Origin of the sequence: Clostridium formicaceticum, assembly GCF_001854185.1 — a bacterium.
Classification (GTDB): Bacteria; Bacillota; Clostridia; order Peptostreptococcales; family Natronincolaceae; genus Andreesenella; species Andreesenella formicacetica.
On the sequence record NZ_CP017603.1, the window covers coordinates 2,217,939 to 2,240,078 of the forward strand.

Consider the following 22,140-nt stretch of genomic DNA (forward strand, 5'->3'; position numbering starts at 1 on the left):
AATAAGAAAAAGTAATAGCAGGGTATTTATTAGATGACTAATAAAAGGTTATACTTATCTTTTGAAAGAAATGGTTAATAATTATATACCAATATTTTCATATAGTTAACATATTATTGAAGTACCTTTTTTTGAAGGCTGCAGTTAGGAGAAAAAACTGATACAATAAAAGGATGAAAAAAATCAAGGAACAAGAATCAACTATAGATCATCAACTACAAAGTTTAACAAAATGCATACCGTGTGCATTTTGTTAAGTTATAAAATTGGTTATCTGTAATAAAAAATATAAAATAAGTAAGGTGAAAGAATGATGAAAATATTAGGCATGGAAAAATCCTCTTTTATTGATTATCCTAATAAAGTTTCTACTGTATGCTTTACTGCAGGATGTAATTTTAGATGTGGATACTGTCACAATAGCCACATGGTAAAAGAGGAGGGCAAAGAGATTAACCAAGAAGAAATTTTTGCTTTCTTACGAAAAAGAAAAAAATTTATTGATGCAGTGTGTATTTCAGGCGGAGAACCCACCCTGCAAAAAGGATTATATGATTTTATTTTTAAGATAAAACAAGAAGGGTTTTTTATAAAATTAGATACCAATGGCACAAACCCTGATATGCTGGAGCTGTTGTTGAAGAATACGTTATTAGATTATATTGCTATGGATATAAAAGCTCCTTTTGATCGATATGAGTTTGTTGCAGGAAAAAAAGTAGAGATAGAAATGATTAAAAGAAGTGTTGATATTATAAAAAACTCAAATGTAGATTATGAATTTAGAACAACTGTATGTAAGGAGCTGCATAGTAAAGAAGATATTTTAGAAATTGCAGCGTATTTAAAGGGAAGTAGAGCCTACGTTATACAGAATTTTAGGGATGGAGAGACGGTTTTAATAGGAAAAAAACAACTTCATCCACAAGAAACAGAAATTTTGGAAGAAGTTAAAAAAGAAGTAGCGAGTTATTTTGAAAGTTTTAAAATTCGAAAGTAATTTTTTAAAGATTTTTTGTAATAATATATTTATGCATCTATTATTGAGGTGAGCATAGTGACCAACTTTCTAATTATGTCCTATAGTACCATTGCTATTCTTGTGGGTTTTATAGTTTTCAGTTATTTACTATGGAGAATAGTTAAGGAAAAAAGATGATAAAAACAAAAGTATCCACCTAATAAAATTTAGGTGGATACAATGAATTTTTTTACTTGATATTTTTCATTGCTTCCTCAGCAAAATTGGTGACAACAATCTCATCATAGTTTACCTTTGTATTTAATTCTTCAGCTTCCATCATAACATCTTGAAGTCGGTTTAACCCTTCTTCAGTCAGGACTGGGTTAGGTGCCCATGCCCCAATGGAACGATATCTTTCTACTACATTAACCAGAATGTCTAAGTCTGCGTCAACGAAATGGGGTTGTAAAGATTTTGCTACTTCTTCAGCGCTATGATTCTCCACCCATAACATTCCCCTATAAACAGCATTTGTAAATTTTTGGATAATTTCAGGATTTTCTTCTAAATAGCTTTTTTTAGCACAGTAAGCAGTATAAGGGATATAACCACTTTCCGCTCCCACAGAGGCTACAACAAAGCCTTTTCCTTCTTTTTCAATGAGAGATGCAGTAGGTTCAAATAGTGTTGTATAGTCTCCTTCACCACCGGCAAAGGCTCCTGCCATAACACCAAACTGAATATCAGTTCGTACATTTAAATCCACACCTGGCACAAGACCATTGCCCTTAAGTACGTATTCAAGTGTCATATTAGGCATCCCGCCTTTACGACCGCCTAGAAGTTCTTTTCCACGTAGTTCCTCAAAAGTGAAATTTGGATTAGGCTCCCGTGCAACAATAAAGGAACCATCTCTTTGGGTTAATTGAGCAAAATTGACGGCATAATCATCTTTGCCTTGGTTGAATACATAAATAGAAGCCTCCGGACCCATAAAGCCAATTTGTACTTGGTCACTTAGCAGGGATGCCATAACCTTATCAGCACCTTTACCGTCAATCAATTCCACTTCTAGTCCTTCCTCTTCAAAGAAGCCTTCTGTAATGGCGATATATTGGGGAGCATAAAATACAGAATGGGTTACCTCCATGACAGAAATCTTTGTTAATTCTGGTGACTTTGTACTGCTACAACCTGATAGACTCACAGCAGTTATCATAAGAATAATAAGAAATACACTGGTGATTTTTAAATATTTCACTTAAAATCCCTCCATTTATATTTAAAACTACTATCTATACCCAGTATATTCTGTAGGCGTAAAAGTGTGTTACTGTTAACAAAATAAGTATAGGATACCAAAAGTTCACATAAAATTTAGATATAGGGATAATGGAGGGATGAGTATGTCTTTAAATATCAAAATTTGTACTAGTAAAAACAGATATGGATACGTTCGGGGAGAAATTGATCATTTTTATTGGTATGCTCTAGTACATCGTGATGAAGTAGATTTTGGTATTAACCCTGGCAACTTGACAGCAGGTAATGGTAGAGTGTCCAGGTTATGTGTTTATAAAGATATTCCAATGTATAACTATACCAAACGACTCATTTATGCAAATTATAAAAGGGAATGGGAAGTGTTTAATAGCAGTTATGAAGAAATGATAAGAATTTTGGTAGAATATTTGGACAGGAGATATTCTATTAGACTAGTGAAGTAAGTGGAAGAAAGTTTTCGGCGATAAAATCTAGAACAGAGGGCATACATAATGATTGATAATAAAAAAGTCCCTTGACAAATCTGATGAATTGGTTATAATAAAACTGAATTTCTAAATAATTTGTTAGATATTGTTAAATTAAATAGAGAAAATGCTGTGACAAAGAGGAGTAAATAGTTAACTCTAAAGAGAGAAAAACCCTTAGGCTGCAAGGTTTTTTAGAGCGATAATTATTGAAGGTAGCTTTGGAGCTTCTGCATCGAAATCATAGTAGGTGCAGACGGTTGAATACCGTTATACGAAAGAGAGCGTCTATTTTCCTATGGTAAAATAGAAATTAAGGTGGTACCGCGAAAGAAAACCTTCGTCCTTATTTTCAGGATGAAGGCTTTTTTATTTGCTCCACATTGGAGGAATGAGGATGTTTCAGCTGGGTTTGTTTTTATTATTAATAGGAACTGTTTTGGTGTATGCTACAGGTATGATTTGTAAAGTTTTAAAAATTACTACGATAAAAGGCATTTTGTTTGTAAAGGTTGGTGGACTGGTTCTTGCTGCGCTAGGAGCAATTTTATTGTTTTTAGACGAAATTCCTGATAAGCTACAATTTTTACAGATCATCAGATTCTAAGGAGGAAATACAAATGATAAACAATTTACCTAAAAACTACGATCCCAAGGAATTCGAGGATCGCATTTATCAGTATTGGATGGAAAAAGACTATTTTAAAGCACAGGCAAATCCTGAAAAAGATCCCTATTGCATTGTACTGCCGCCACCAAATATTACAGGACAACTGCATTTAGGGCATGCACTAGACCATACCCTTCAAGATGTATTGATTCGATTTAAAAGAATGCAGGGTTTTGAAACCCTATGGCAGCCAGGTACGGATCACGCCAGTATTGCAACAGAAGTAAAGGTAGTAGAAAAAATTAAAGCAGAAGAAGGTTTAACAAAGCAAGAGCTGGGCAGAGAAGAATTTCTTAAAAGAGCATGGCAGTGGAGAGATGAATATGGCAGAGTAATTGTAGAACAAATGAAAAGATTAGGTAACTCTTGTGATTGGTCTAGAGAAAGATTTACTATGGATCAAGGCTGCAGCGATGCTGTCACAGAGGTCTTTATTCAATTATACGAAAAAGGTTTGATTTATCGTGGCAATAGGATTATTAACTGGTGCCCGGAATGTAAAACCTCTCTTTCAGATGCAGAAGTTGAACATGAGGACAAGGAAGGACATTTTTGGCATATCAAGTATCCTATCAAAGATAGCGATGAATTTTTAGAAATTGCCACCACAAGACCAGAAACAATGCTAGGAGATACTGCTATAGCTGTAAATCCAGAAGACGACCGTTATAAGCATTTAATCGGAAAAACTGCCATACTACCATTGGTGAATAGGGAGCTACCTATTATAGCAGATGATTATGTAGATCCTGAATTTGGAACTGGCGCTGTAAAAATCACCCCTGCACATGACCCTAATGATTTTGAGATTGGGTTAAGACATGATCTTCCTCAAATTGTTGTGATGAAGGAAGATGCTACCATCAACGCTAAGGGTGGTAAATACGAGGGAATGGGCAGATATGAAGCAAGAAAGCAGATTGTAAAGGACTTAGAAGATTTAGGTTTGCTTGTCCATGTCAAAGAGAGAAGCCATAGTGTTGGGCAATGCTATCGTTGTGATACTGTGGTGGAGCCCATGACTTCAGACCAATGGTTTGTAAAGATGGGACCTTTAGCAGCACCCGCTATTGAAGCAGTAAAGAATAGCAAAATTAAGTTTATTCCGCAACGTTTTGATAAAATCTATCTCCACTGGTTAGAAAATATTAAAGATTGGTGTATTTCAAGACAATTGTGGTGGGGACATCGTATACCTGCTTATTATTGTGAAGATTGTGGAGAAATGATGGTATCAAAAGAAGTACCAACAAGCTGTAAAAAATGTGAGGGTAGCAGCATAAAACAGGATGAAGATGTACTAGATACATGGTTTAGTTCAGCCCTATGGCCTTTTTCTACCTTGGGATGGCCGGAAAAAACAAAAGAGCTGGAATACTTCTATCCAACAGACGTATTAGTAACTGGCTACGATATTATTTTCTTCTGGGTTGTGCGTATGGCCTTCTCAGGCATTGAATTTATGAAGGAAGTGCCTTTTAAGCATGTATTTGTGCATGGTTTGGTAAGAGATGCTCAGGGAAGAAAAATGAGCAAATCATTGGGAAATGGCGTAGACCCACTGGAGATTATAGATCAGTATGGAGCAGATGCCCTTAGATATACCTTGGTTACCGGTAATTCCCCAGGAAATGACATTCGTTTTCATATGGAAAGATTAGAGGCCAGTAGAAACTTTGCTAATAAACTATGGAATGCTACAAGATTTGTATTGATGAACTTAGATGAAGAAGAAATATCCCTTCAGCAAGTAGAAGATCATTTAAATATAGCAGATCAATGGATTATGTCTCGATTAAATGAAGTTACTAGAGAAGTAACAGAGAACATGGAGAAATTTGAGCTAGGATTGGCCCTGCAAAAAACCTATGATTTTATTTGGAGTGAATATTGTGATTGGTATATTGAGCTAGCAAAAAATAGATTATATGGTGATGAGGCTAATAAAAAGAAGGCTGCACAGTATACCCTTACCTATGTATTAGAAAGTATATTAAAGTTGTTACATCCATTTATGCCTTTTATCACAGAAGAAATATGGCAAAGTATACCTAACTTTAAAGATAGTGTCATTGTAGCCCCTTGGCCAAAATATAAAGAAGAGGCAAAAAATTATCAAGCAGAAGAAAAAATGAATTTAATCATGGAGGCCATTAAAAACATTAGAAACTTAAGGGCAGAGATGAATGTAGTTCCTTCAAGAAAAGCAAAGCTGATGGTGTGGACGTCGAAAGAAGAAGTAAAAACTGTCATTCAAGAGGGAGAACAATACTTTGTAGCATTGGCAGGAATATCAGAAATCCAATTTGTAAGCAACAAAGAAGAAGTTCCTTCCGATGCTGTTTCGACTGTAGTACAGGGGGGAGAACTATTTTTACCTTTAGAAGACTTAATTGATGTTGCAAAAGAAATAGAAAGGCTTCAAAAAGAGAAGACGAAGTTAGAGGGAGAAATCAAAAGGGTTAAGGGGAAACTTTCAAATGAAGGCTTTACTAAAAAAGCCCCTGCCCACTTAATTGAAGAAGAACGGCAAAAAGGAGCAAAGTACGAAGAAATGCTGCATACAGTATTGGAAAGAATAGAAACATTAAGCAAAAAGAAGTAAAGATAAAGCAATAAATGTAAAAGTGAAAGTCCCGCCTACACTAACCTTAGGGGTGGGGCCTTCCTATCCTAAAAATAAAAGCGTGATAAAAATTAGAATAATTATGTTAAAATAATAACTAAGTTGTTGACACCAATGGTTTTTCTGCTATGATGAAATTATGTAGGTTCGCATAAGAAATATACTTTAAAGAATGGAGTGGGGAGATGAATTATCAAGAGGCAATAGAGTATATCCATGGCACGTATAAATTTGGCAGCAAATTAGGATTAGAGAATATCAAGTATCTATTAAATTTATTAGGAAACCCTCAGAAGGAGTTAAAGGTGATTCATGTGGCAGGAACCAATGGCAAAGGTTCAACTTCCTCTTTTATCAATGGTGTCCTAAAGACTTCAGGCTATAAGGTAGGGTTATATACCTCTCCCTACATAGAAGAGTTTACAGAGAGAATGCAAATTAATGGGGAGAAGATTGACAAACAGCGCTTAGCAGAGGTTACTACAATTGTTAAAGCAAAAATAGAGCAGATGCTGTCAGAGGGAAAAAACCATCCTACAGAGTTTGAAGTTGGGACAGCCATTGCATTAGTTTATTTTGCAGAAGAAAAGGTGGATTTTACCATATTAGAAGTAGGTATGGGAGGGCGTCTAGATGCTACAAATATTATAGAAAATCCTCTGCTTTCCATCATAACCCCTATAGACTATGATCATATGGAGCATTTAGGAGATACGCTTGAAAAAATAGCTTTTGAAAAGGCAGGAATTATCAAAGAAAACAATTTTGTTGTTTCTTATCCTCAACGAGAAGAGGCAAAGGAGGTTGTAAAAAAAGTCTCTAGAGAAAAAAATAGCCAACTATTTGTTGTGAATTATGATCATCTTAAAGTACATCGCAGTACCATTGAAGAACAACAGTTTTCTGTAGAAGTATTAGGAAAAAAATATGAAGATGTTATCATCACATTGGCAGGACCACATCAGGTGTATAATTGCTGTACAGCGCTAACAGCGATAGAGGTGTTAAAAAACCATAGAAATATTCTGATTAGCGATGAAGCAATTTATCAAGGATTAAAAACGACGAAATGGATAGGAAGATTAGAGGTATTAGCTAAGAATCCTTTAACCATCATAGATGGTGCCCACAATCTTCAGGGAGCTACAGCTTTAAAGCATAGTGTTGAAACCTTGCTACAAGGAAAAAAAGTTACTTTAGTGGTGGCAATGTTAGGAGATAAAGATGTCCAAGGGGTATTAAGCAATCTAATTCCTCTTATGGATAAAATCGTCGTGACTAAACCAAACAACCCTAGAGCAATGGCAGCAGATGATTTAGCTAAGGAATTAGTCTGTTATGGAAAAGATATGTATATATGTAACACCATTAAAGAGGCAGTAAAAAAAGCCTATGAAGTGACAGAGGCTTCAGATGTCATTCTTTTTGCCGGATCTTTATATATGATCGGGGAAGCTAGAACGATATTAACAAATAAATAATATGAAAAATTCACAAAAGATCTATTGACAATTGAATGAATAATATGATATTATTTATTTAGACACAGGTCAAAAACACTTCCAAAATAAATCATGAAGGTTTATTACACAATCATGAAACCTATGTAAATCAACTAAATTTTGAAATATAAATACGTTAAGAAGACAAGGTCATGAAGGTCTATATTTGGAAGGAACCAAATATTCCTTATGACCTTTTTCATCGTCAGCATATCCCCTTAATTCAACATATTTTTTTTAAAAAAAGTTGTTATCCCCTAATAAAAATAGGATTAAGGGGCTTTTTTTATTTACAAGGAAAGTAATTTTATAATTTCATTGTAAAGGGCCTTAGGATTTCTTTTCCAATTGATACATATGTTTTTTGCCTCTTCTTCTTCTGATAGATTTAGTTTTAGGTCAATAACAGGGGTGTTGTCTTCTGTCATTGTGAGCCTAATAACATACTTTTTTTCTTCTCCAAGTTGGTGATAATCCCCTCGAATCTCTATATTTGCCTGTAGGTTTTCTTTTTGCATATGGATAAAAGTGTTGATTTCCTCTTTTTGATTTTTAGGAATTCGATTAACAAAGTAATTCAGCGTATTTTTTCCTTTATGGGTGATGGAAAATAACTGACTATGATTTTTCTCTTCTTCAGCGATAAAGTCTGCTTCTTTGAGTTCTGATAAAAATTGCTGCAACATAAAGTAATTCATAATATCGTTTTCTAAAATGAACTGAGTAATTTGAGAATTCGTTAAAGAGCCTTCTGCTTGATCTAATATATAAAGTAAAAGCAGTTTTTTTTCTGCCAATTGTTCTGGTGTATTCACAAACATTTCTATTTACCTCCTTAAAAAGTTTCCTAATATTATATTACTGCATTTATCAAAATTTTAAAAGAAGAAATCCAAAGCAAAAAAATATTTTTCAGATGTATGAAGAGAGACTTTTTAGAAGAAAATAGATATATAACAGATATTCACAGGAGGTTATTGCCATGACAGTTGGTTCACAAGTAAAGCAGACTTTGGCTACACTAAAGGGGACACAAGGCACGTTGAGGACTTATTCACTACAGTGCCACCATGAAGAAGAAAAAAAAGTTTATGAAGAAGCGCTAAAGACAAGCAATGAGATTATAAAGGATTTAGAAAATAGACTAAAAACATTAGAGTTTGAAGAATCTCAATTTAAAGGTTATTAGATGGGGTGGATCATATGAGAGATTGGGTGGAAATACTATTAAGATCACTAGGATTATTTTTTTTGACTTTTTTATTTATAAGAATTATGGGAAAACGGCATCCAGGAAAAATGACAGCATTTCAACTTGTAAATTACATAATCATTGCCACAATAGCTGCGCTTACTTCCGCAAAAGTAATTACAAATATCAGATTAGGATTGGTTGCACTGGGGGTTTGGATTGTATTGCCCATCTTACTTGACTTCATGGCGGTAAAGAGCAAAGTAATACATGATTTTATTTATGGTAAGCAAACCATCCTTATAAAAAAGGGAAAAGTCATGGAGGAGAATTTAAAAAAAGCAAAATTGACAGGAGAAGAATTAATAAGAGAGCTGCGAGCAAAAAATGCCTTTAGTTTAGCAGATGTTGAGTTTGCGGTTTTAGAAACAACCGGTGAGGTAAATGTTGTAATGAAGTCTGATAAAAAGCCCATTACTGCTCATGATTTAGAGAGAAAAGTAGCACCACAAACCGAACCACAAACTATTATCTTAGATGGAAACATTTTATATGATGCTCTAAATGAGTTTGGGTTAAATGAGGGTTGGCTTAAAACGCAACTAAAGGGCATGGGTGTAGATTTGACCAATGTATTTATTGGTCAAGTAGATAGTAGTGGTGATTTATATGTAGATTTATTTGATGATATGATTCAATTACCTCAGCCAAGCGTTAAAGAGATGCTGTATGCTGGTATAGAAAAGAGTCAGGCAGATTTTACGAAATATGCTTTAGAAACAAAAGACGAAAAAGCCAAGCAAATGTATAGTGAACATGCAAAAAATTTACAAGAGCTGATGAAAAAATTGCAGCCCTATTTATTACGTTAGAAGGTGATGAAAAGTGTCTAGACAAAAATATAAGAAGTTAACACCTACCCAGCAACAGTACCAGATCTTTGCTAAAGATCGAGAGCCAAAGCGTCCTGCTTTCATAAATTCTATAAAAGCATTTTTTGTGGGTGGGATCATATGCACCATAGGTCAAGCTCTTCAAATGATGTTTATAAAGTATTTTAATTTTACAGAAATTACTGCGGGTAATCCTACAGTAGCCACGTTAATTATTATTTCTGTTTTGTTGACAGGCTTAGGCGTATATGATCATATGGCTCAATGGGCTGGGGCAGGAACAGCAGTACCTGTTACAGGTTTTGCTAACACTGTAACTTCTGCCGCTATTGAACATCGCAGCGAAGGTTTTGTACTGGGTGTAGGCGGAAATATGTTTAAGATTGCAGGGCCAGTTATCACATATGGTGTATTTTCCGCATTTGTAGTGGCTCTGATAAAAATTATTATAAAGGAATTAGGTGGGATATAAATGCTTAAAGGACACCAATCTTGGGTTTTTGAATCAAAACCTTTTATTAAGGCATCAGCCGCCGTGGGAGGTCCCTTTGAAGCACAGGGAGCTATGCCAGAGGATTTTGACACCCTGCATGCTGATATATGGCTGGGGCAGGATAGTTTTGAGAAGGCAGAAAAAAAGTTGCTGGAGGAAGCTTGTCAAAAAGCCATCGATAAGGCAGGGATGAAAAAAGAAGATATTCAGTTTTTTTTAAGTGGCGACTTAATGAATCAAATTATTTCTAGTAGTTTTGCTGCTAGAACCTTAGGTGTGCCTTATTTAGGGGTTTTTGGTGCTTGTTCAAGTTCTATGGAGGGATTAGCTCTTGCCAGCATGATAGTAGATAGTAGATTTGCTAAAAATGCCCTGGCTGCTGCTTCCAGTCATAATGCAGCGGCAGAAAAGCAATTTCGGTATCCAACAGAATACGGTGCGCAAAAACCACCAACTGCCCAATGGACTGTTACAGGAGCAGGAGCTGCAGTTGTAGCATCAGAGGGGGAAGAAGGACCTAGGGTTGTGGCGGCTACTATAGGAAGGGTGATTGATATGGGAATATCCGATCCTTTTAATATGGGGGCAGCTATGGCACCAGCAGCAGTAGATACCATTGAAGCACATTTTAGAGATTTAAACATCGATCCTTCTCACTATGATCTTATTGCTACTGGTGACCTGGGAGCAGTAGGACATCGTATAGCAGGAGATTTACTTATTGAACATGGGATGAAAATACCAAAAGAGATTTTTACTGATTGCGGGTTATTAATTTATAGACAGGAACAACCTATTTTTGCAGGAGGCAGCGGATGTGGCTGTTCTGCTACTGTAACTTACGGACATTTTATGAATCGTATGAGAAAAGGAGAGTTAAGAAAAATTTTGGTTGTTGCTACCGGTGCTTTGATGTCACCTATGTCCTATCAGCAAAAAGAAAGTATTCCTTGTATAGCTCATGCGGTAGCTATTGAAATATAAGGAGGTGAAGTTTTTTGGAAAAGTTTATTTGGGCTTTTGTCGTAGGTGGAGGAATCTGTGTCATAGGACAAATTGCCATGGATGTTTTTAAGCTAACTCCAGCCCATACCATGAGTGGTTTGGTGGTGACAGGAGCTATACTGGGAGGCTTAGGATTGTATGAACCTTTGATAAAATTTGCTGGCGCTGGAGCCACAATACCTATTAGTAGTTTTGGGAACTCTCTTTTTAAGGGTGCCATGATGGAGTATGAAAGAAATGGCATTGTAGGGGTATTGACAGGAATTTTTGAAGTCACCAGTGCCGGAATCTCCGCAGCTATTATTTTTGGATTTATTGCAGCATTAATTTTTAAACCAAAAGGTTGATAGAAGTATATTTATAAATTTTAATATGCAGGAACTATGTTTTTGTATTTCGGGCTAAAAGGCCAGTAGCAGCTTGTAAATGTGGTGCTTGCGATATTAAAACTTCGGTATAAAGAATAAGGCTTATCCTCCATGCCTTCATTAAAATACTGAAGGGAGGTGAAAATGATGACAGTAGGTACACAAATGCAACAAGCAATTGCAGGTATTCAAAGTGCAGCTGCTACAATGAAGACATTTTCTTTAGAAACACAAGACCAAAATGCAAAAAAAGAGTTTCAACAAATAGCACAAGATCTTGAGAATGCGTTACAAACCTTAGAAAATAGAAGAAAATATATTGAAAAGCAAGAACCACAGTTTAAACAACAATAATTTATATAGACCTCACCTTATTTTAGGATTGGTGGGGTTTATTTAAAATAAAAAAGGAAAGACCAAACAAAGTTTGGTCTTTCCTTTTTTATTTTTTTACTATTTTCCACTCATGTTTCTTTCAGCTTGCTCGATTAATCTTTTCACCATATATCCGCCAACATAACCATTTTGTCGAGAAGTTAAATTACCTTTATCTGTTGCTTCATAGTTTGCTAATCCTAATTCACTAGCAATCTCAGTTTTCATCTGATTTAGAGCTTGACGTGCTTCTGGTACAACAATTCTGTTATTATTTCTTGAAGCCATAAATTTCTCCTCCTCATATGATTTTATTTTACAACATCTTTTGATGTTGTATTTATAATTTAACCAATTCTCTTTAGGAATATGTTAGTAGGTTTTTGAAGGGATATATAATTATGGAAGGAATTTTTTTGTGTTTTTAAAAGTTTATTTTGTTATAATGATTGAAAGGAGAGGATAATTTGGATAAGCAACAGCAACTAACAACAATGATTTTCAATCTGGGAGCTGCAAAAGTGGGTTATGGACAACTGGAAGATGTATTACCAGAAGAATTTAAACATCTTATAAGTGGCATTTCTATAGCGATTCGATTGTCAGATCAAGTAATCAGTGATATCGATCCACAAAACGGTCCTACCCACACTTATTTTCATCACTATAGAACGGTAAATGCATTTATCGATCAAATGACCTTCAAAATCACAAATCAACTACAGCAGTGGGGATACTTGGCTATGGCTATTCCTGCTTCTCAATCTATTAATCTTGAGGGTTGGAACTATAGAGGATTATTTCAACATAGGACTGCTGCTACTAAAGCTGGGATAGGATGGATTGGAAAGAACAATTGTCTTGTAACAGAAGAATTTGGTCCTCGTGTTCGTTTAGGTACAGTTTTAACCAATATGGTATTTGATTATAATGAAGCAATAACCATGTCTCAGTGTGGGGAATGCAATCTTTGTGTAAAGCTCTGTCCTGCTAATGCTCTAAAGGGCAAAACTTGGAAGCCAGAAGTATTGCGGGAAGAAATGATGTGTCCTGACACTTGTAGCAATCATATGAAAAATAAGTATAAACACATAGGCAGAGGAGCGGTTTGCGGTATTTGTATAAAAGCATGTAAAAAAGGAAAGCAAATATTGAAGACATAGGGTAGAAGAAACTACCCTATGTCAACTTCCTTTTCATGGGTGTTTTTACATCTTTTCTGAAACCATGATCATGCATGCTTTGCAGCTGTGCTTTTTGAGACTTTGCTTCTCTATGAAAGTGACGTTCTTCATATTTGTAAGTCCTTGCACTATACTCCTGCATATCACCTTTAATATTGGTCCATTGGCTTTTTCTTATTGACATAAAATCACCTCATAGTTAGTTTGAGTTTTTTCTTAAAAATAATGAGGAAAATTATTTTCCAATATATGAAAAAATTGATAAACTATTGACAATGTTATCCAGATTTTATATACTTTAAGTAATAAAGACAATAAATGTATAAGGATATAAAAATATAAGAAAATAGCTGAATAAATTAGTCATGAAGACTTTTTTTGGCCATGAAGGCTAGTGCGTATCTCACTAGTTTTCGTGGCTTTATTTTACTGGATATAAGAAATAAACATAAATTATTTATTTTTTTAAGGAGATGAAAAAAATGGATGAAGCACTATGGAAAAAATGTGTAGAATTTCATGGACATGAGTGTCCAGGACTGGCCATTGGATACAAGGCCAGTGAAGCCGCTATGAAGAAGTTAGGTGTTGATTTTTCTAAGGATGAAGATGTAGTTTGTGTTACAGAGAATGATGCCTGTGGCGTGGATGCTATACAACTGCTTTTAGGCTGCAGCTTTGGCAAGGGAAATTTAATCTATAGAGGAACAGGGAAGCAAGCCTTTAGCTTTTTTAATCGTACCACCAACCAAAGTATCCGTATGGTTTTAAAACCTTTTCAAGAAAAAATGGAACGAGATGAAAGACAAGCCTACTTATTAAATGCACCGATAGAAGAAATCTTTGAATTTAAAATCCCTAATTTTGAACTGCCAGAAAGGGCTAGAATTTTTACAACCATTGTTTGTGAAAGCTGTGGAGAAGGAGCTCCTGAACATAAAATTCGTTTGATGGAAGGGCAGAAGGTTTGCTTAGATTGTTTTAAAGATTATTCTAGAGAATTATAGAATTCGTAAAAGAATCTAATGATACAATTGGAAAACTAAAGTTTTTTTATATCAACCATGAAGGTAAAGAAAAGAATAAAGCATTCTTAGTTTTCCTTCATGGTTTTTATTTTAACTGAAAATGGATAAAAAGGAGCGAACCGTATGGCACAACTAGAATTAAAGGATTGGATAGAAGCTTGGCAGCCTAGTGAGCAAAATGCATCAGCCTGTACTTCCTTTTGGGATAATAGGGCAAAAACCTATAATGAAGGTGTATCTCTTGGAGAGGCAAATCATGTGATGGATTTGTTAAGAAGCAAAGGAATACTACAAAAAAATAATACAGTATTGGATATAGGCTGTGGTCCTGGAAGGTATACCATACCTATGGCAAAGGAATGCAAAGAAGTTTTTGCTATAGATATTTCACAGGAAATGCTGCAGTATGCAAAAGATCATGCTACAGGTGCAGGGTTAAACAATATTATCTATGATCAAAAGAACTGGGAAGATATTCATATAAAGGAATATGGCTGGGAAAAGAAGTTTGATCTTGTTCTGGCATCTATGACACCAGGGGTCTATAATTTTTCTACCTTCAAAAAGATGCTGGAGGTCAGCAAAGGCTATTGTTATTTAAGTGGTTTTATTCAACGCAGTAATCAACTTTGGGACCCATTACAGAAAGAAATCCTAGGAGAAAATAGTAAAAAGAAACAAAAGGAAGATAAGATTTATTATGCCTTTAATATATTATGGAAATTAGGGTATCACCCAGAGATTTTTTATCAGGAAAAAATATGGGAGCAGGAATGGGATTTAGAAGAAATTCAACAATTGTACAGACAAAGATTTGAAATTAATCATCATATTCAGCAGGAGGATATAGAAAAGATAGAAAAATTCCTTGATGTCCATCAAAAAAATGGAAAAGTCATAGAAAAAACAGAAGCTAAAACAGCTGCATTGATTTGGAGGGTTTAAAACTAGGGGGGATTATTTTGAGGACAAGAGATAAAAAAATAAAATTGGGAATTATTTTTATTTGGATAGTAATGTTTTTGGTGACAGCCTGTAGTTCATCCAACTTAAGTGCTGGTGAAGAAAATCAAGAAGTTTCAGTGGAAGTAGAGGAAGAAAAAAGTGATGAAATAGCGTTGATTCGTTTAGAAGGTGGAGATTGGGGTTATCCCTCTCCTTATCTGCACTACTCCAGAGGGCCTGGAGGTTACAAAATGCAATTGGTTTTTGATGGTTTGCTTGAGAGGGATGAGAAGGGACTGATTCCTTGGATTGCTAAGGAATGGGAGGTTTCAGAGGATGGTCTGAACTATATTTTTACAATCCATGAAGGGATTCAATGGCATGATGGTGAGCCCCTCAAACTTGAAGATATTCAATTTTCCTTTGAATATTTAAAAAAACATCCTCCAGTTTGGAATCCAGTTGCAATAGAGGGAAAACCTTTTGTGAAGGATATTGAAGTTTTAGAGGACAATAAAATCAAGTTTACCTTAGCAGAAGAAAATGCAACGATTCTTGAAAAAATAGGTGATGTGCGGATTATTCCAAAGCATATTTGGGAGAATGTAGAGGACCCTGAGAAGTTTGAAGACGAAAAGGCTGTGATAGGATGCGGACCTTATACATTAACAGGCTATAGTAAAGAGCATGGCACCTATGAGTTTACAGCCTTTGAAGACTATTGGGGACCAAAGCAAAGGGTAGAAAAAATTCAATTTGTGCCTGTAAGTGATGGTGTTTTGGCCTTTGAAAATAACGAAATTGATTTAGTTGGTGTAGGTACTGACTTGTTGGATCGTTATCAAAATGATCCTGAATTTAAGGTATCAGAAGCTCCAGGCTTTTGGGGATATCGTTTGCTTTTCAATATGGAGAAAAATCCTATCTTTAAAGAAAAGGAAATACGACAGGCCATTGCTTATGGTATTGATCAGGAGGAGATGGTAGCGAAGGTAGCAAGAGGGGCTGCCATTCCAGGAAGTGCTGGTTATTTACCAGAACATCATATTTGGTACAATCCAAAGGTAAGAAAATATCCCTTTGATGAAGAAAAGGCTAAGGAATTACTAGGAGATAAAAAAGTATCCCTTCAATTGTTAACAGCAAACAGCAATGCAGAAATAAGAATTGCAGAATTGATGAAAATTAGCTTAAATAAAATAGGTATAGAAGTGAATATAGAAAGTGTGGATTCCAAAGCAAGAGATCATGCTGTAACAACTGGTGATTATGAAGTAGTATTGACTGGTCATGGAGGATGGGGCGGCGATGCCGATGGTTTACGGGAAAGATATGCCTCAGAGGTCAGGGTCAGTGGCTCCCCCTCTGCTAATATTATTCGCGGTTATGAAAATCAACAAATTAAAGCATTGGCAGAGGAACAGTTAAGAGAAATGGATACCAACAAGCGAAAAGAAATCATCTTTGCTCTACAGGAGGTTATTGCAGAAGAGATTCCTATGATTCCTATTTATAATACTACTGGTTATAGTGTTTATCGGCCAGCTACCTATGATGGATGGATGTATATGTATGACCATCATAGTCTTGAACACAGCAAATTATCTTATTTAACAAGAAAGTAGATGTTTTTTATGATGCAGGTAAAAACTATAAAATTTAAACAATATATGATTACCTTTCTATGTATTATCACCCTAAATTTTTTTATCCCCAGACTGATGCCTGGGGACCCTTTTACATTTTTATCGGCGGAGGAAGGGCAGGTGAATACAATCTTTTCTTATGAAGAGATTGAAAGGTATAAGGCTTATTATGGTTTAGATCAACCTTTAAGTAGACAATATATCAGCTATATGAGGAATATGTTGAAGGGAGATTTAGGCTATAGTATTTTTTACAAGGAAAAAGTGTTAACCATTATTATGAATCGTATTTTGTGGACTTTATCTTTAGTGATGGTAGCTATTTTTTTAAGTTCCTTAATAGGGATAATCTTGGGTAGTTTATCCGCTTATTTAAAAAATAGTTTTCTCGATAAATCCTTGTATTTTTTCTTTGTTACTTTATCAGAAATTCCTTCTTTTTTAATAGCATTATTGCTCTTATTTTGTTTTTCAGCTCATTTTAAACTTTTTCCCCTATCAGGAGGCATCAGTCATTTTACTGAGTTTTCTACTGTGAGGGAAAAAGCTTATGATATGATTCATCATGCTGTATTACCAATCCTTTCTTTAACCGTCACAAGAACAGGGGTCTTTTACCTGCTAACGCGAAACAGTATGATTTATATCTTAGAGAAGGATTATATACGAACTGCTAAGGGGAAAGGTTTAAAAAAAGCAAGAATTCTTTTTTTGCATGGGTTAAAAAATGCTATACCCCCCGTGATTACTAGAATTTTTTTAAGCTTGGGTTCTATCCTGGGAGGAGCAGTTTTGGTGGAGAATGTATTTAAATATCCTGGAATTGGAAGTCTTATGAGACAAGCGGTGTTTTTTCGGGATTATACTTTGATACAAGGGATATTTTTAGTAATGACAGTACTGGTTTTAACCATGAACTATATAGCGGAAGTTGTTTATAAAAAGCTAGATCCTAGGGTGAATTAAATGAAAAAGATAGTTAAGAAAATAAAATGTTTTTCCTTTATAGGAAAAGTATCTGTAGGCATTATTGTATTTTTTATAGCTTTGGCTATTTTGGGATCATTACTATCTCCTCATCCTTATAATATTCCCTCTGGTGGACCCTTAGAGCCTCCTTCTAAAACCCACTGGATGGGTACGGATGATTTAGGTATAGATCTTTGGGCACAAATTTGCTTTGGTGCTAGGATTAGTTTGATTGTAGGTTTTTCAACAGCTTTTCTTGCGGTGGGTGCAGGTGGACTACTGGGAGTTTTGGCAGGCTACTATGGAGGCAAAGTAGATGGATGGATTATGGGAATAACAGATCTGATGATTGTTATTCCTGAACTACCGATGATGATTGTCTTAGGAGCTTTCTTTGGACCAAGTCTCAGAAATATCATTCTTGTCCTTAGTGTATTTTCTTGGACCACACCTGCTAGAATTGTAAGGTCTAAAATTCTAACGATTAAAGAGGAAAAATATATAAAAATAGCAGAAGGCTATGGGGCAGGATTTTTTTATATAACGATAAAACATTTTTTGCCTCAAATTTTGTCATTAATGACGGTAAGTTTTATTAAGCTAGTCAGTAGAGCTATTGTAGCAGAAGCAGGTCTTGCTTTTTTAGGTCTTGGCGATCCAACTTCTAAAAGTTGGGGATTGATGCTAAACCATGCCATGGCTTTTCGGGGGATTTACTTCACGGATTTTTGGAAATGGTGGGTACTGTTTCCTCTTATTTGTACTATGACAGTGGTATTGGCAGTCTCCTTTATAGGCAAAGAAATAGAAAGAAAAAGGGTGGATGATTATGGAAAAGAAACTACTGCAGGTTGAAGATTTATCTATTTGTTATCGGCAGGGAGGGATTCCTGCTGTAAAAAAGGTTTCGTTTTCTGTTGAACAGGGGAGTACATTAGGGATTATCGGAGAATCTGGCAGTGGTAAGACAACGATAGCGATGGGAATTATGGGACTATTGGAAAAAAACACAGTTATTGAAGGAAAAGTTTATTATAATGAGATAGATCTTCATGCCTTATCAGAAAAAGAAAGAAATAAGTACCGTTGGAAAAACATTTCCATTGTCTATCAAAATCATCTGGATATATTAAATCCTGTCTTAAATATTTATGAACAAATTGCTGAGGGTCTTAGGCAGCATACCGTTTTTATTGAAAAGGAAATAGAAAAAAAGATAAAGGATTTGTGTTTAATGGTGGGCTTGGAGGAGAGATGGTTAACACATTATCCTCATCAGCTTTCCGGGGGTATGCGGCAGAAGGTTTTAATAGTTATGGCACTATGCTGCGATCCAGACTTATTGATTGTAGATGAACCAACAACTGCTTTGGATGCCGCTGCTAGAGAAGAAATCATAGATCTGCTCTATAAGCTACAAAAACAAAAAAAAATTACCATGATCGTCATATCCCATGACATGTATGTGATGAAAAGATTAAGTCATAAAGCTTTGGTAATGTACAGCGGTAAAGTTTTGGAGGAGGGTCTTACAAAGGATATATTAGAAAATCCTATGCATACCTATACAAGAGGATTATTAAATGCTTCATTAGATATCAATCCCTATCAGGATTTATGGGGAATACCAGGAGAGGATGTCAATGATAAGATAGAAGGATGCGTTTTCTATCATAGATGCATACAAAAATCCGACAGCTGTCAATTTACTTCTCCAATCTTAGAATATACTTCTTTAGAAAGAAAAGTAGCTTGCAATCGTGGTGGAATCATCACCCTTCTAGAGGGGAAAAATATCAGCAAAACCTATGTCTATAAAAAGCAAGTTACGGCTGCTTGTAAAAGCTGTCATATTAAAATTCGCTCTGGAGAAATTGTAACTTTGATTGGGCAATCGGGATCTGGAAAAACTACACTAGCTTCCATCCTAAGTGGATTGTTAAAGGGCGATACAGGTGAAATCTATTTTGAAGGAAAGGCTGTAAAAGGAAATAATTTTACAAAAATAACAAATGGTGTACAGATGGTCTTTCAAGACCCATTTTCAGCTACCAATGAAAGTTTTACCATAGAAGAAATTGTCAGAGAACCTTTGGATATTTTAAAGCTAGGCAAAAAGGAAGAAAGGAAAGCAAAGGTAAAAAAAGCTTTAGAGGAAGTACAATTACCTACATCAGAAGAGTTCTTGCAAAGGCAGTGCAGTACCTTAAGCGGAGGACAAAGACAACGCCTGGCTATTGCTCGAAGTTTGATCATGGAGCCTAAACTATTAATTGCTGATGAAATCAGTTCTATGCTAGACCCCTCCACAAAGGCCAATGTACTAAGGCTTCTAAAAGGCTTACAAAATACTAAAGGTTTTGCTATGCTTTACATTACCCATGATTTAATGTTAGCTAGAAAAATTGCCGATGAAGTTTATATTATGTGGCAAGGGGAAATTATTGAAAAAGGCAATGCATTAAAAGTCTTTCATCAGCCTGAAAGTAGTTATGGAAAAATGTTGATTGAAAAAGAATTACATACAAATGTAGCTTTTCTATAAGCTTTTTTAGAACGCTTCTTGAATTATCATACTGAGCATAGGGAAGGATCTTAAATCAATAGGGTGTAATATATTACACCCTATTGATTAAAATCTATACTACAAAAAAATCCTATAGATGCGCGCTTCTAAAGTTAAATTTTAATATACACGGTCTACGGTTTCGCCCCAAAACCGTGGGCTGCAAATGTAGCCTTTAGTATATTAAAATTTAGGGGCGCACATCTATATAGTTTAGAGATAACTAAAAATTATAAAAAGCATCTAACTCTTCTGCACCGATATCAAAATGAATATCATGAGGTGCTAATTTTTCCTTCATCATAAAATCTGGTAAACGGTCATGCTCTTTTGTAAATCCAGCCTGTATATTAAAATCTCTTTCTACCTTTAACGTCCTTTGACCCAGCATAAGCGCATCTTCTACACTTAAGTTCCAGCCAAAGCGAGTGTTTAGCAATTCAACAATCGTTGGCATAGCATCTTCATTGTCTAAGATAGCAAAGGCGATAAACAAGCAAAAACCAGTTGAGTCTATCAAGGTGCTGGCTATTTGTAGATTTCTAGAAAGATCCACCTGCCCCTCGCGTTTTAGAGGATCTACTACGCCTCCTACTTTTAATATATTTGCTGTAATACAATAACCAGCAGTATGGTCAGCTCCCATAGGGGTGGTGGCATAAGTAACACCGATTCCCTTGATGCTCCTTGGATCGTATGCCGGCATATGTTGTCCTTTAACTGCTGCTATTTTTGTGACGCCAAAGGCCTGTCCAGCAAAAACGGAACCCTGACCGATAATTCTTCCCAGTGGACTACCTTTGCCTACTTCTGCCAATGCCTCTAAGGCTTTTTTGCCATCCCCCCAAGGAATGACACCCGCCTCCATGAGGACCCCTAAAGTACCCCCTGCTTCTATGGTATCCAGGCCTAGATCGTTGGCTAACCAGTTTAATTCACCAATGTCATCTAAACTAGAAATTTCACAATGGGCTCCAAAGGCCCAAGCAGTTTCATATTCTATTGGAGAAATGGTTTTTCCTGAAGGTAAAGGATATTCATTGGAGCAGCCTATAACACACCCTGGCATGCACCTGTGGGTAGCTGAACCACCACGTTGTTCTGCTATCTCAGCTAATGTTTCTCCACCAATAGCGTTAGCGTGTTCAAATCTTCCTTTAGCGAAGTTTTTGGTAGGCAATCCCCCTGCTTCATTGATGATGTTCATCAAAATATTGGTTCCATACTTTGTTAAACCTTCTCCTGTTACAGGATGATTTTGCAGCATTGTTGTCAATTTTTTAGCTGCTTTTTTAAAGTTTTCTTCATCGTGGATTTCAGTGGAACGTTTTTTACTTGTTTCAATTACAACTGCTTTCAAACCCTTTGAACCCATGACTGCACCTAATCCACCACGGGCTGCAAAACGACTAGCATTTCCTTCTGCATCAGAAGTAGCAATACCAGCATTTGTCATGAGCATTTCTCCCGCTGGACCGATACAACAGACAGCTGCCTTTTCACCATACTGTTGTCGTAAAATATCTGTGGTTTCGTAACAACCTTTTCCCTTTAGTTCAGGGCTAGCTTGTAATTTTATACCTTCATCATTTACGATTAAAACATGCAGGTCTGCTTCTAAAGGTAGTCCCTCTAGAACGATTGCTCGGATACCTAAATTGGCCATTTTTTGCCCGGCTATTCCTCCAGCATTCGCCTCCTTTATTCCTTTTGTTAAAGGACTTTTGCCGCCGATAGAAAGTCTACCAGAAGAGGGGGCCATTGTTCCTGTTAACAGGCCTGGAGAAAATATCAACTTATTTTCTTCACCTAAGGGATTGCAAGTAGGCCGTACTTCCTCGTAGACAATTTGCGAGGTAAGACCTCTCCCGCCTAAATGGGTAAATCTTTCGTCAAGGTCTTTGACGGTAATTTCTTTTGTTTCCATATTTACACGAATAATTTTATCTGCCATAACTTCACC

General features: G+C 35.8%; 23 protein-coding genes and 1 other annotated feature. Of the genes, 18 read left to right on the plus strand and 5 right to left on the minus strand.

Going from position 1 to position 22,140, the window contains the following annotated elements; genetic code table 11:
- The first annotated feature begins 313 nt into the window (after positions 1 to 313).
- Positions 314 to 1,000, plus strand: a complete 687-nt coding sequence (locus BJL90_RS10010) for an anaerobic ribonucleoside-triphosphate reductase activating protein (protein ID WP_070967330.1) — start codon at positions 314 to 316, stop codon at positions 998 to 1,000.
- 211 nt (positions 1,001 to 1,211) lie between these two features.
- Here the strand turns inward: BJL90_RS10010 and BJL90_RS10015 are convergent, their stop codons facing one another.
- Entirely contained in the window at positions 1,212 to 2,225 is a 1,014-nt protein-coding gene (locus BJL90_RS10015) for an ABC transporter substrate-binding protein (RefSeq protein ID WP_070967333.1), read from the minus strand.
- A 145-nt stretch (positions 2,226 to 2,370) separates the two neighbouring features.
- On the opposite strand from BJL90_RS10015, the gene BJL90_RS10020 reads away from it, so the two are divergent.
- The 4 genes from BJL90_RS10020 to BJL90_RS10035 all read left to right on the plus strand — a co-directional run bounded on the left by BJL90_RS10020 (position 2,371) and on the right by BJL90_RS10035 (position 7,492).
- Complete coding sequence (locus BJL90_RS10020) at positions 2,371 to 2,691, plus strand: hypothetical protein (RefSeq protein ID WP_070967336.1); 321 nt, start codon at positions 2,371 to 2,373, stop codon at positions 2,689 to 2,691.
- 147 nt (positions 2,692 to 2,838) lie between these two features.
- Positions 2,839 to 3,066 (plus strand) — a binding site (T-box leader).
- 46 nt (positions 3,067 to 3,112) lie between these two features.
- Positions 3,113 to 3,322, plus strand: a complete 210-nt coding sequence (locus BJL90_RS10025; RefSeq protein ID WP_070967339.1) for a hypothetical protein — start codon at positions 3,113 to 3,115, stop codon at positions 3,320 to 3,322.
- 13 nt (positions 3,323 to 3,335) lie between these two features.
- Positions 3,336 to 5,990, plus strand: coding sequence for a valine--tRNA ligase (locus BJL90_RS10030; protein WP_156778757.1), 2,655 nt, complete (start codon positions 3,336 to 3,338; stop codon positions 5,988 to 5,990).
- Positions 5,991 to 6,196: 206 nt separating this feature from the next.
- Positions 6,197 to 7,492, plus strand: a complete 1,296-nt coding sequence (locus BJL90_RS10035; RefSeq protein ID WP_070967341.1) for a bifunctional folylpolyglutamate synthase/dihydrofolate synthase — start codon at positions 6,197 to 6,199, stop codon at positions 7,490 to 7,492.
- Between the two features lie 311 nt (positions 7,493 to 7,803).
- On the opposite strand, the gene BJL90_RS10040 is transcribed toward BJL90_RS10035, so the two are convergent.
- Positions 7,804 to 8,334, minus strand: coding sequence for a DUF4364 family protein (locus tag BJL90_RS10040; RefSeq protein ID WP_070967344.1), 531 nt, complete (start codon positions 8,332 to 8,334; stop codon positions 7,804 to 7,806).
- A 161-nt stretch (positions 8,335 to 8,495) separates the two neighbouring features.
- Between BJL90_RS10040 and BJL90_RS10045 the strand changes: the two genes are divergently transcribed.
- The 6 genes from BJL90_RS10045 (at position 8,496) to BJL90_RS10070 (ending at position 11,818) form a co-directional block, all read left to right on the plus strand.
- A complete protein-coding gene (locus BJL90_RS10045) occupies positions 8,496 to 8,702 on the plus strand; it encodes a DUF1657 domain-containing protein (protein ID WP_070967346.1) in 207 nt (68 codons plus the stop codon).
- Positions 8,703 to 8,716: 14 nt separating this feature from the next.
- Positions 8,717 to 9,577, plus strand: a complete 861-nt coding sequence (locus tag BJL90_RS10050; protein WP_070967348.1) for a DUF421 domain-containing protein — start codon at positions 8,717 to 8,719, stop codon at positions 9,575 to 9,577.
- A gap of 13 nt (positions 9,578 to 9,590) precedes the next feature.
- Entirely contained in the window at positions 9,591 to 10,070 is a 480-nt protein-coding gene (spoVAC, locus tag BJL90_RS10055) for a stage V sporulation protein AC (protein ID WP_070967352.1), read from the plus strand.
- Positions 10,071 to 11,075 carry a stage V sporulation protein AD gene (spoVAD, locus tag BJL90_RS10060; protein ID WP_070967355.1) on the plus strand — a complete coding sequence of 335 codons (1,005 nt, stop codon included), beginning with the start codon at positions 10,071 to 10,073 and terminating at the stop codon, positions 11,073 to 11,075.
- A gap of 14 nt (positions 11,076 to 11,089) precedes the next feature.
- Positions 11,090 to 11,443, plus strand: a complete 354-nt coding sequence (gene spoVAE, locus BJL90_RS10065; RefSeq protein ID WP_070967358.1) for a stage V sporulation protein AE — start codon at positions 11,090 to 11,092, stop codon at positions 11,441 to 11,443.
- A 168-nt stretch (positions 11,444 to 11,611) separates the two neighbouring features.
- The gene (locus tag BJL90_RS10070; protein WP_070967361.1) at positions 11,612 to 11,818 is read left to right on the plus strand and encodes a DUF1657 domain-containing protein; all 207 of its coding nucleotides are present in this window, start codon (positions 11,612 to 11,614) and stop codon (positions 11,816 to 11,818) included.
- A gap of 99 nt (positions 11,819 to 11,917) precedes the next feature.
- Here the strand turns inward: BJL90_RS10070 and BJL90_RS10075 are convergent, their stop codons facing one another.
- Entirely contained in the window at positions 11,918 to 12,127 is a 210-nt protein-coding gene (locus tag BJL90_RS10075; protein WP_070967365.1) for an alpha/beta-type small acid-soluble spore protein, read from the minus strand.
- A gap of 179 nt (positions 12,128 to 12,306) precedes the next feature.
- Between BJL90_RS10075 and BJL90_RS10080 the strand changes: the two genes are divergently transcribed.
- Entirely contained in the window at positions 12,307 to 13,002 is a 696-nt protein-coding gene (locus BJL90_RS10080; RefSeq protein WP_070967368.1) for an epoxyqueuosine reductase, read from the plus strand.
- 16 nt (positions 13,003 to 13,018) lie between these two features.
- Here the strand turns inward: BJL90_RS10080 and BJL90_RS10085 are convergent, their stop codons facing one another.
- Positions 13,019 to 13,207 carry a hypothetical protein gene (locus BJL90_RS10085; protein WP_070967371.1) on the minus strand — a complete coding sequence of 63 codons (189 nt, stop codon included), beginning with the start codon at positions 13,205 to 13,207 and terminating at the stop codon, positions 13,019 to 13,021.
- A gap of 298 nt (positions 13,208 to 13,505) precedes the next feature.
- On the opposite strand from BJL90_RS10085, the gene BJL90_RS10090 reads away from it, so the two are divergent.
- The 6 genes from BJL90_RS10090 (at position 13,506) to BJL90_RS10115 (ending at position 20,156) form a co-directional block, all read left to right on the plus strand.
- The gene (locus BJL90_RS10090; RefSeq protein WP_070967374.1) at positions 13,506 to 14,030 is read left to right on the plus strand and encodes an FmdE family protein; all 525 of its coding nucleotides are present in this window, start codon (positions 13,506 to 13,508) and stop codon (positions 14,028 to 14,030) included.
- Positions 14,031 to 14,174: 144 nt separating this feature from the next.
- A complete protein-coding gene (locus BJL90_RS10095; protein ID WP_070967377.1) occupies positions 14,175 to 14,996 on the plus strand; it encodes a class I SAM-dependent methyltransferase in 822 nt (273 codons plus the stop codon).
- Positions 14,997 to 15,013: 17 nt separating this feature from the next.
- Positions 15,014 to 16,621: an ABC transporter substrate-binding protein gene (locus tag BJL90_RS10100; RefSeq protein ID WP_070967380.1), complete on the plus strand. Its 1,608-nt coding sequence runs from the start codon at positions 15,014 to 15,016 to the stop codon at positions 16,619 to 16,621.
- A 141-nt stretch (positions 16,622 to 16,762) separates the two neighbouring features.
- Positions 16,763 to 17,608: an ABC transporter permease gene (locus BJL90_RS10105; protein ID WP_472235433.1), complete on the plus strand. Its 846-nt coding sequence runs from the start codon at positions 16,763 to 16,765 to the stop codon at positions 17,606 to 17,608.
- Entirely contained in the window at positions 17,609 to 18,466 is an 858-nt protein-coding gene (locus BJL90_RS10110) for an ABC transporter permease (protein ID WP_070967383.1), read from the plus strand.
- A complete protein-coding gene (locus BJL90_RS10115) occupies positions 18,441 to 20,156 on the plus strand; it encodes an ABC transporter ATP-binding protein (RefSeq protein WP_070967386.1) in 1,716 nt (571 codons plus the stop codon). Before BJL90_RS10110 ends, BJL90_RS10115 begins: the two co-directional genes overlap by 26 nt.
- Before the next feature lie 244 nt (positions 20,157 to 20,400).
- Here BJL90_RS10115 and BJL90_RS10120 read toward each other — a convergent pair whose 3' ends face one another.
- Positions 20,401 to 22,131, minus strand: a complete 1,731-nt coding sequence (locus BJL90_RS10120) for an aldehyde ferredoxin oxidoreductase family protein (RefSeq protein WP_070967388.1) — start codon at positions 22,129 to 22,131, stop codon at positions 20,401 to 20,403.
- Positions 22,132 to 22,140: the final 9 nt, after the last annotated feature.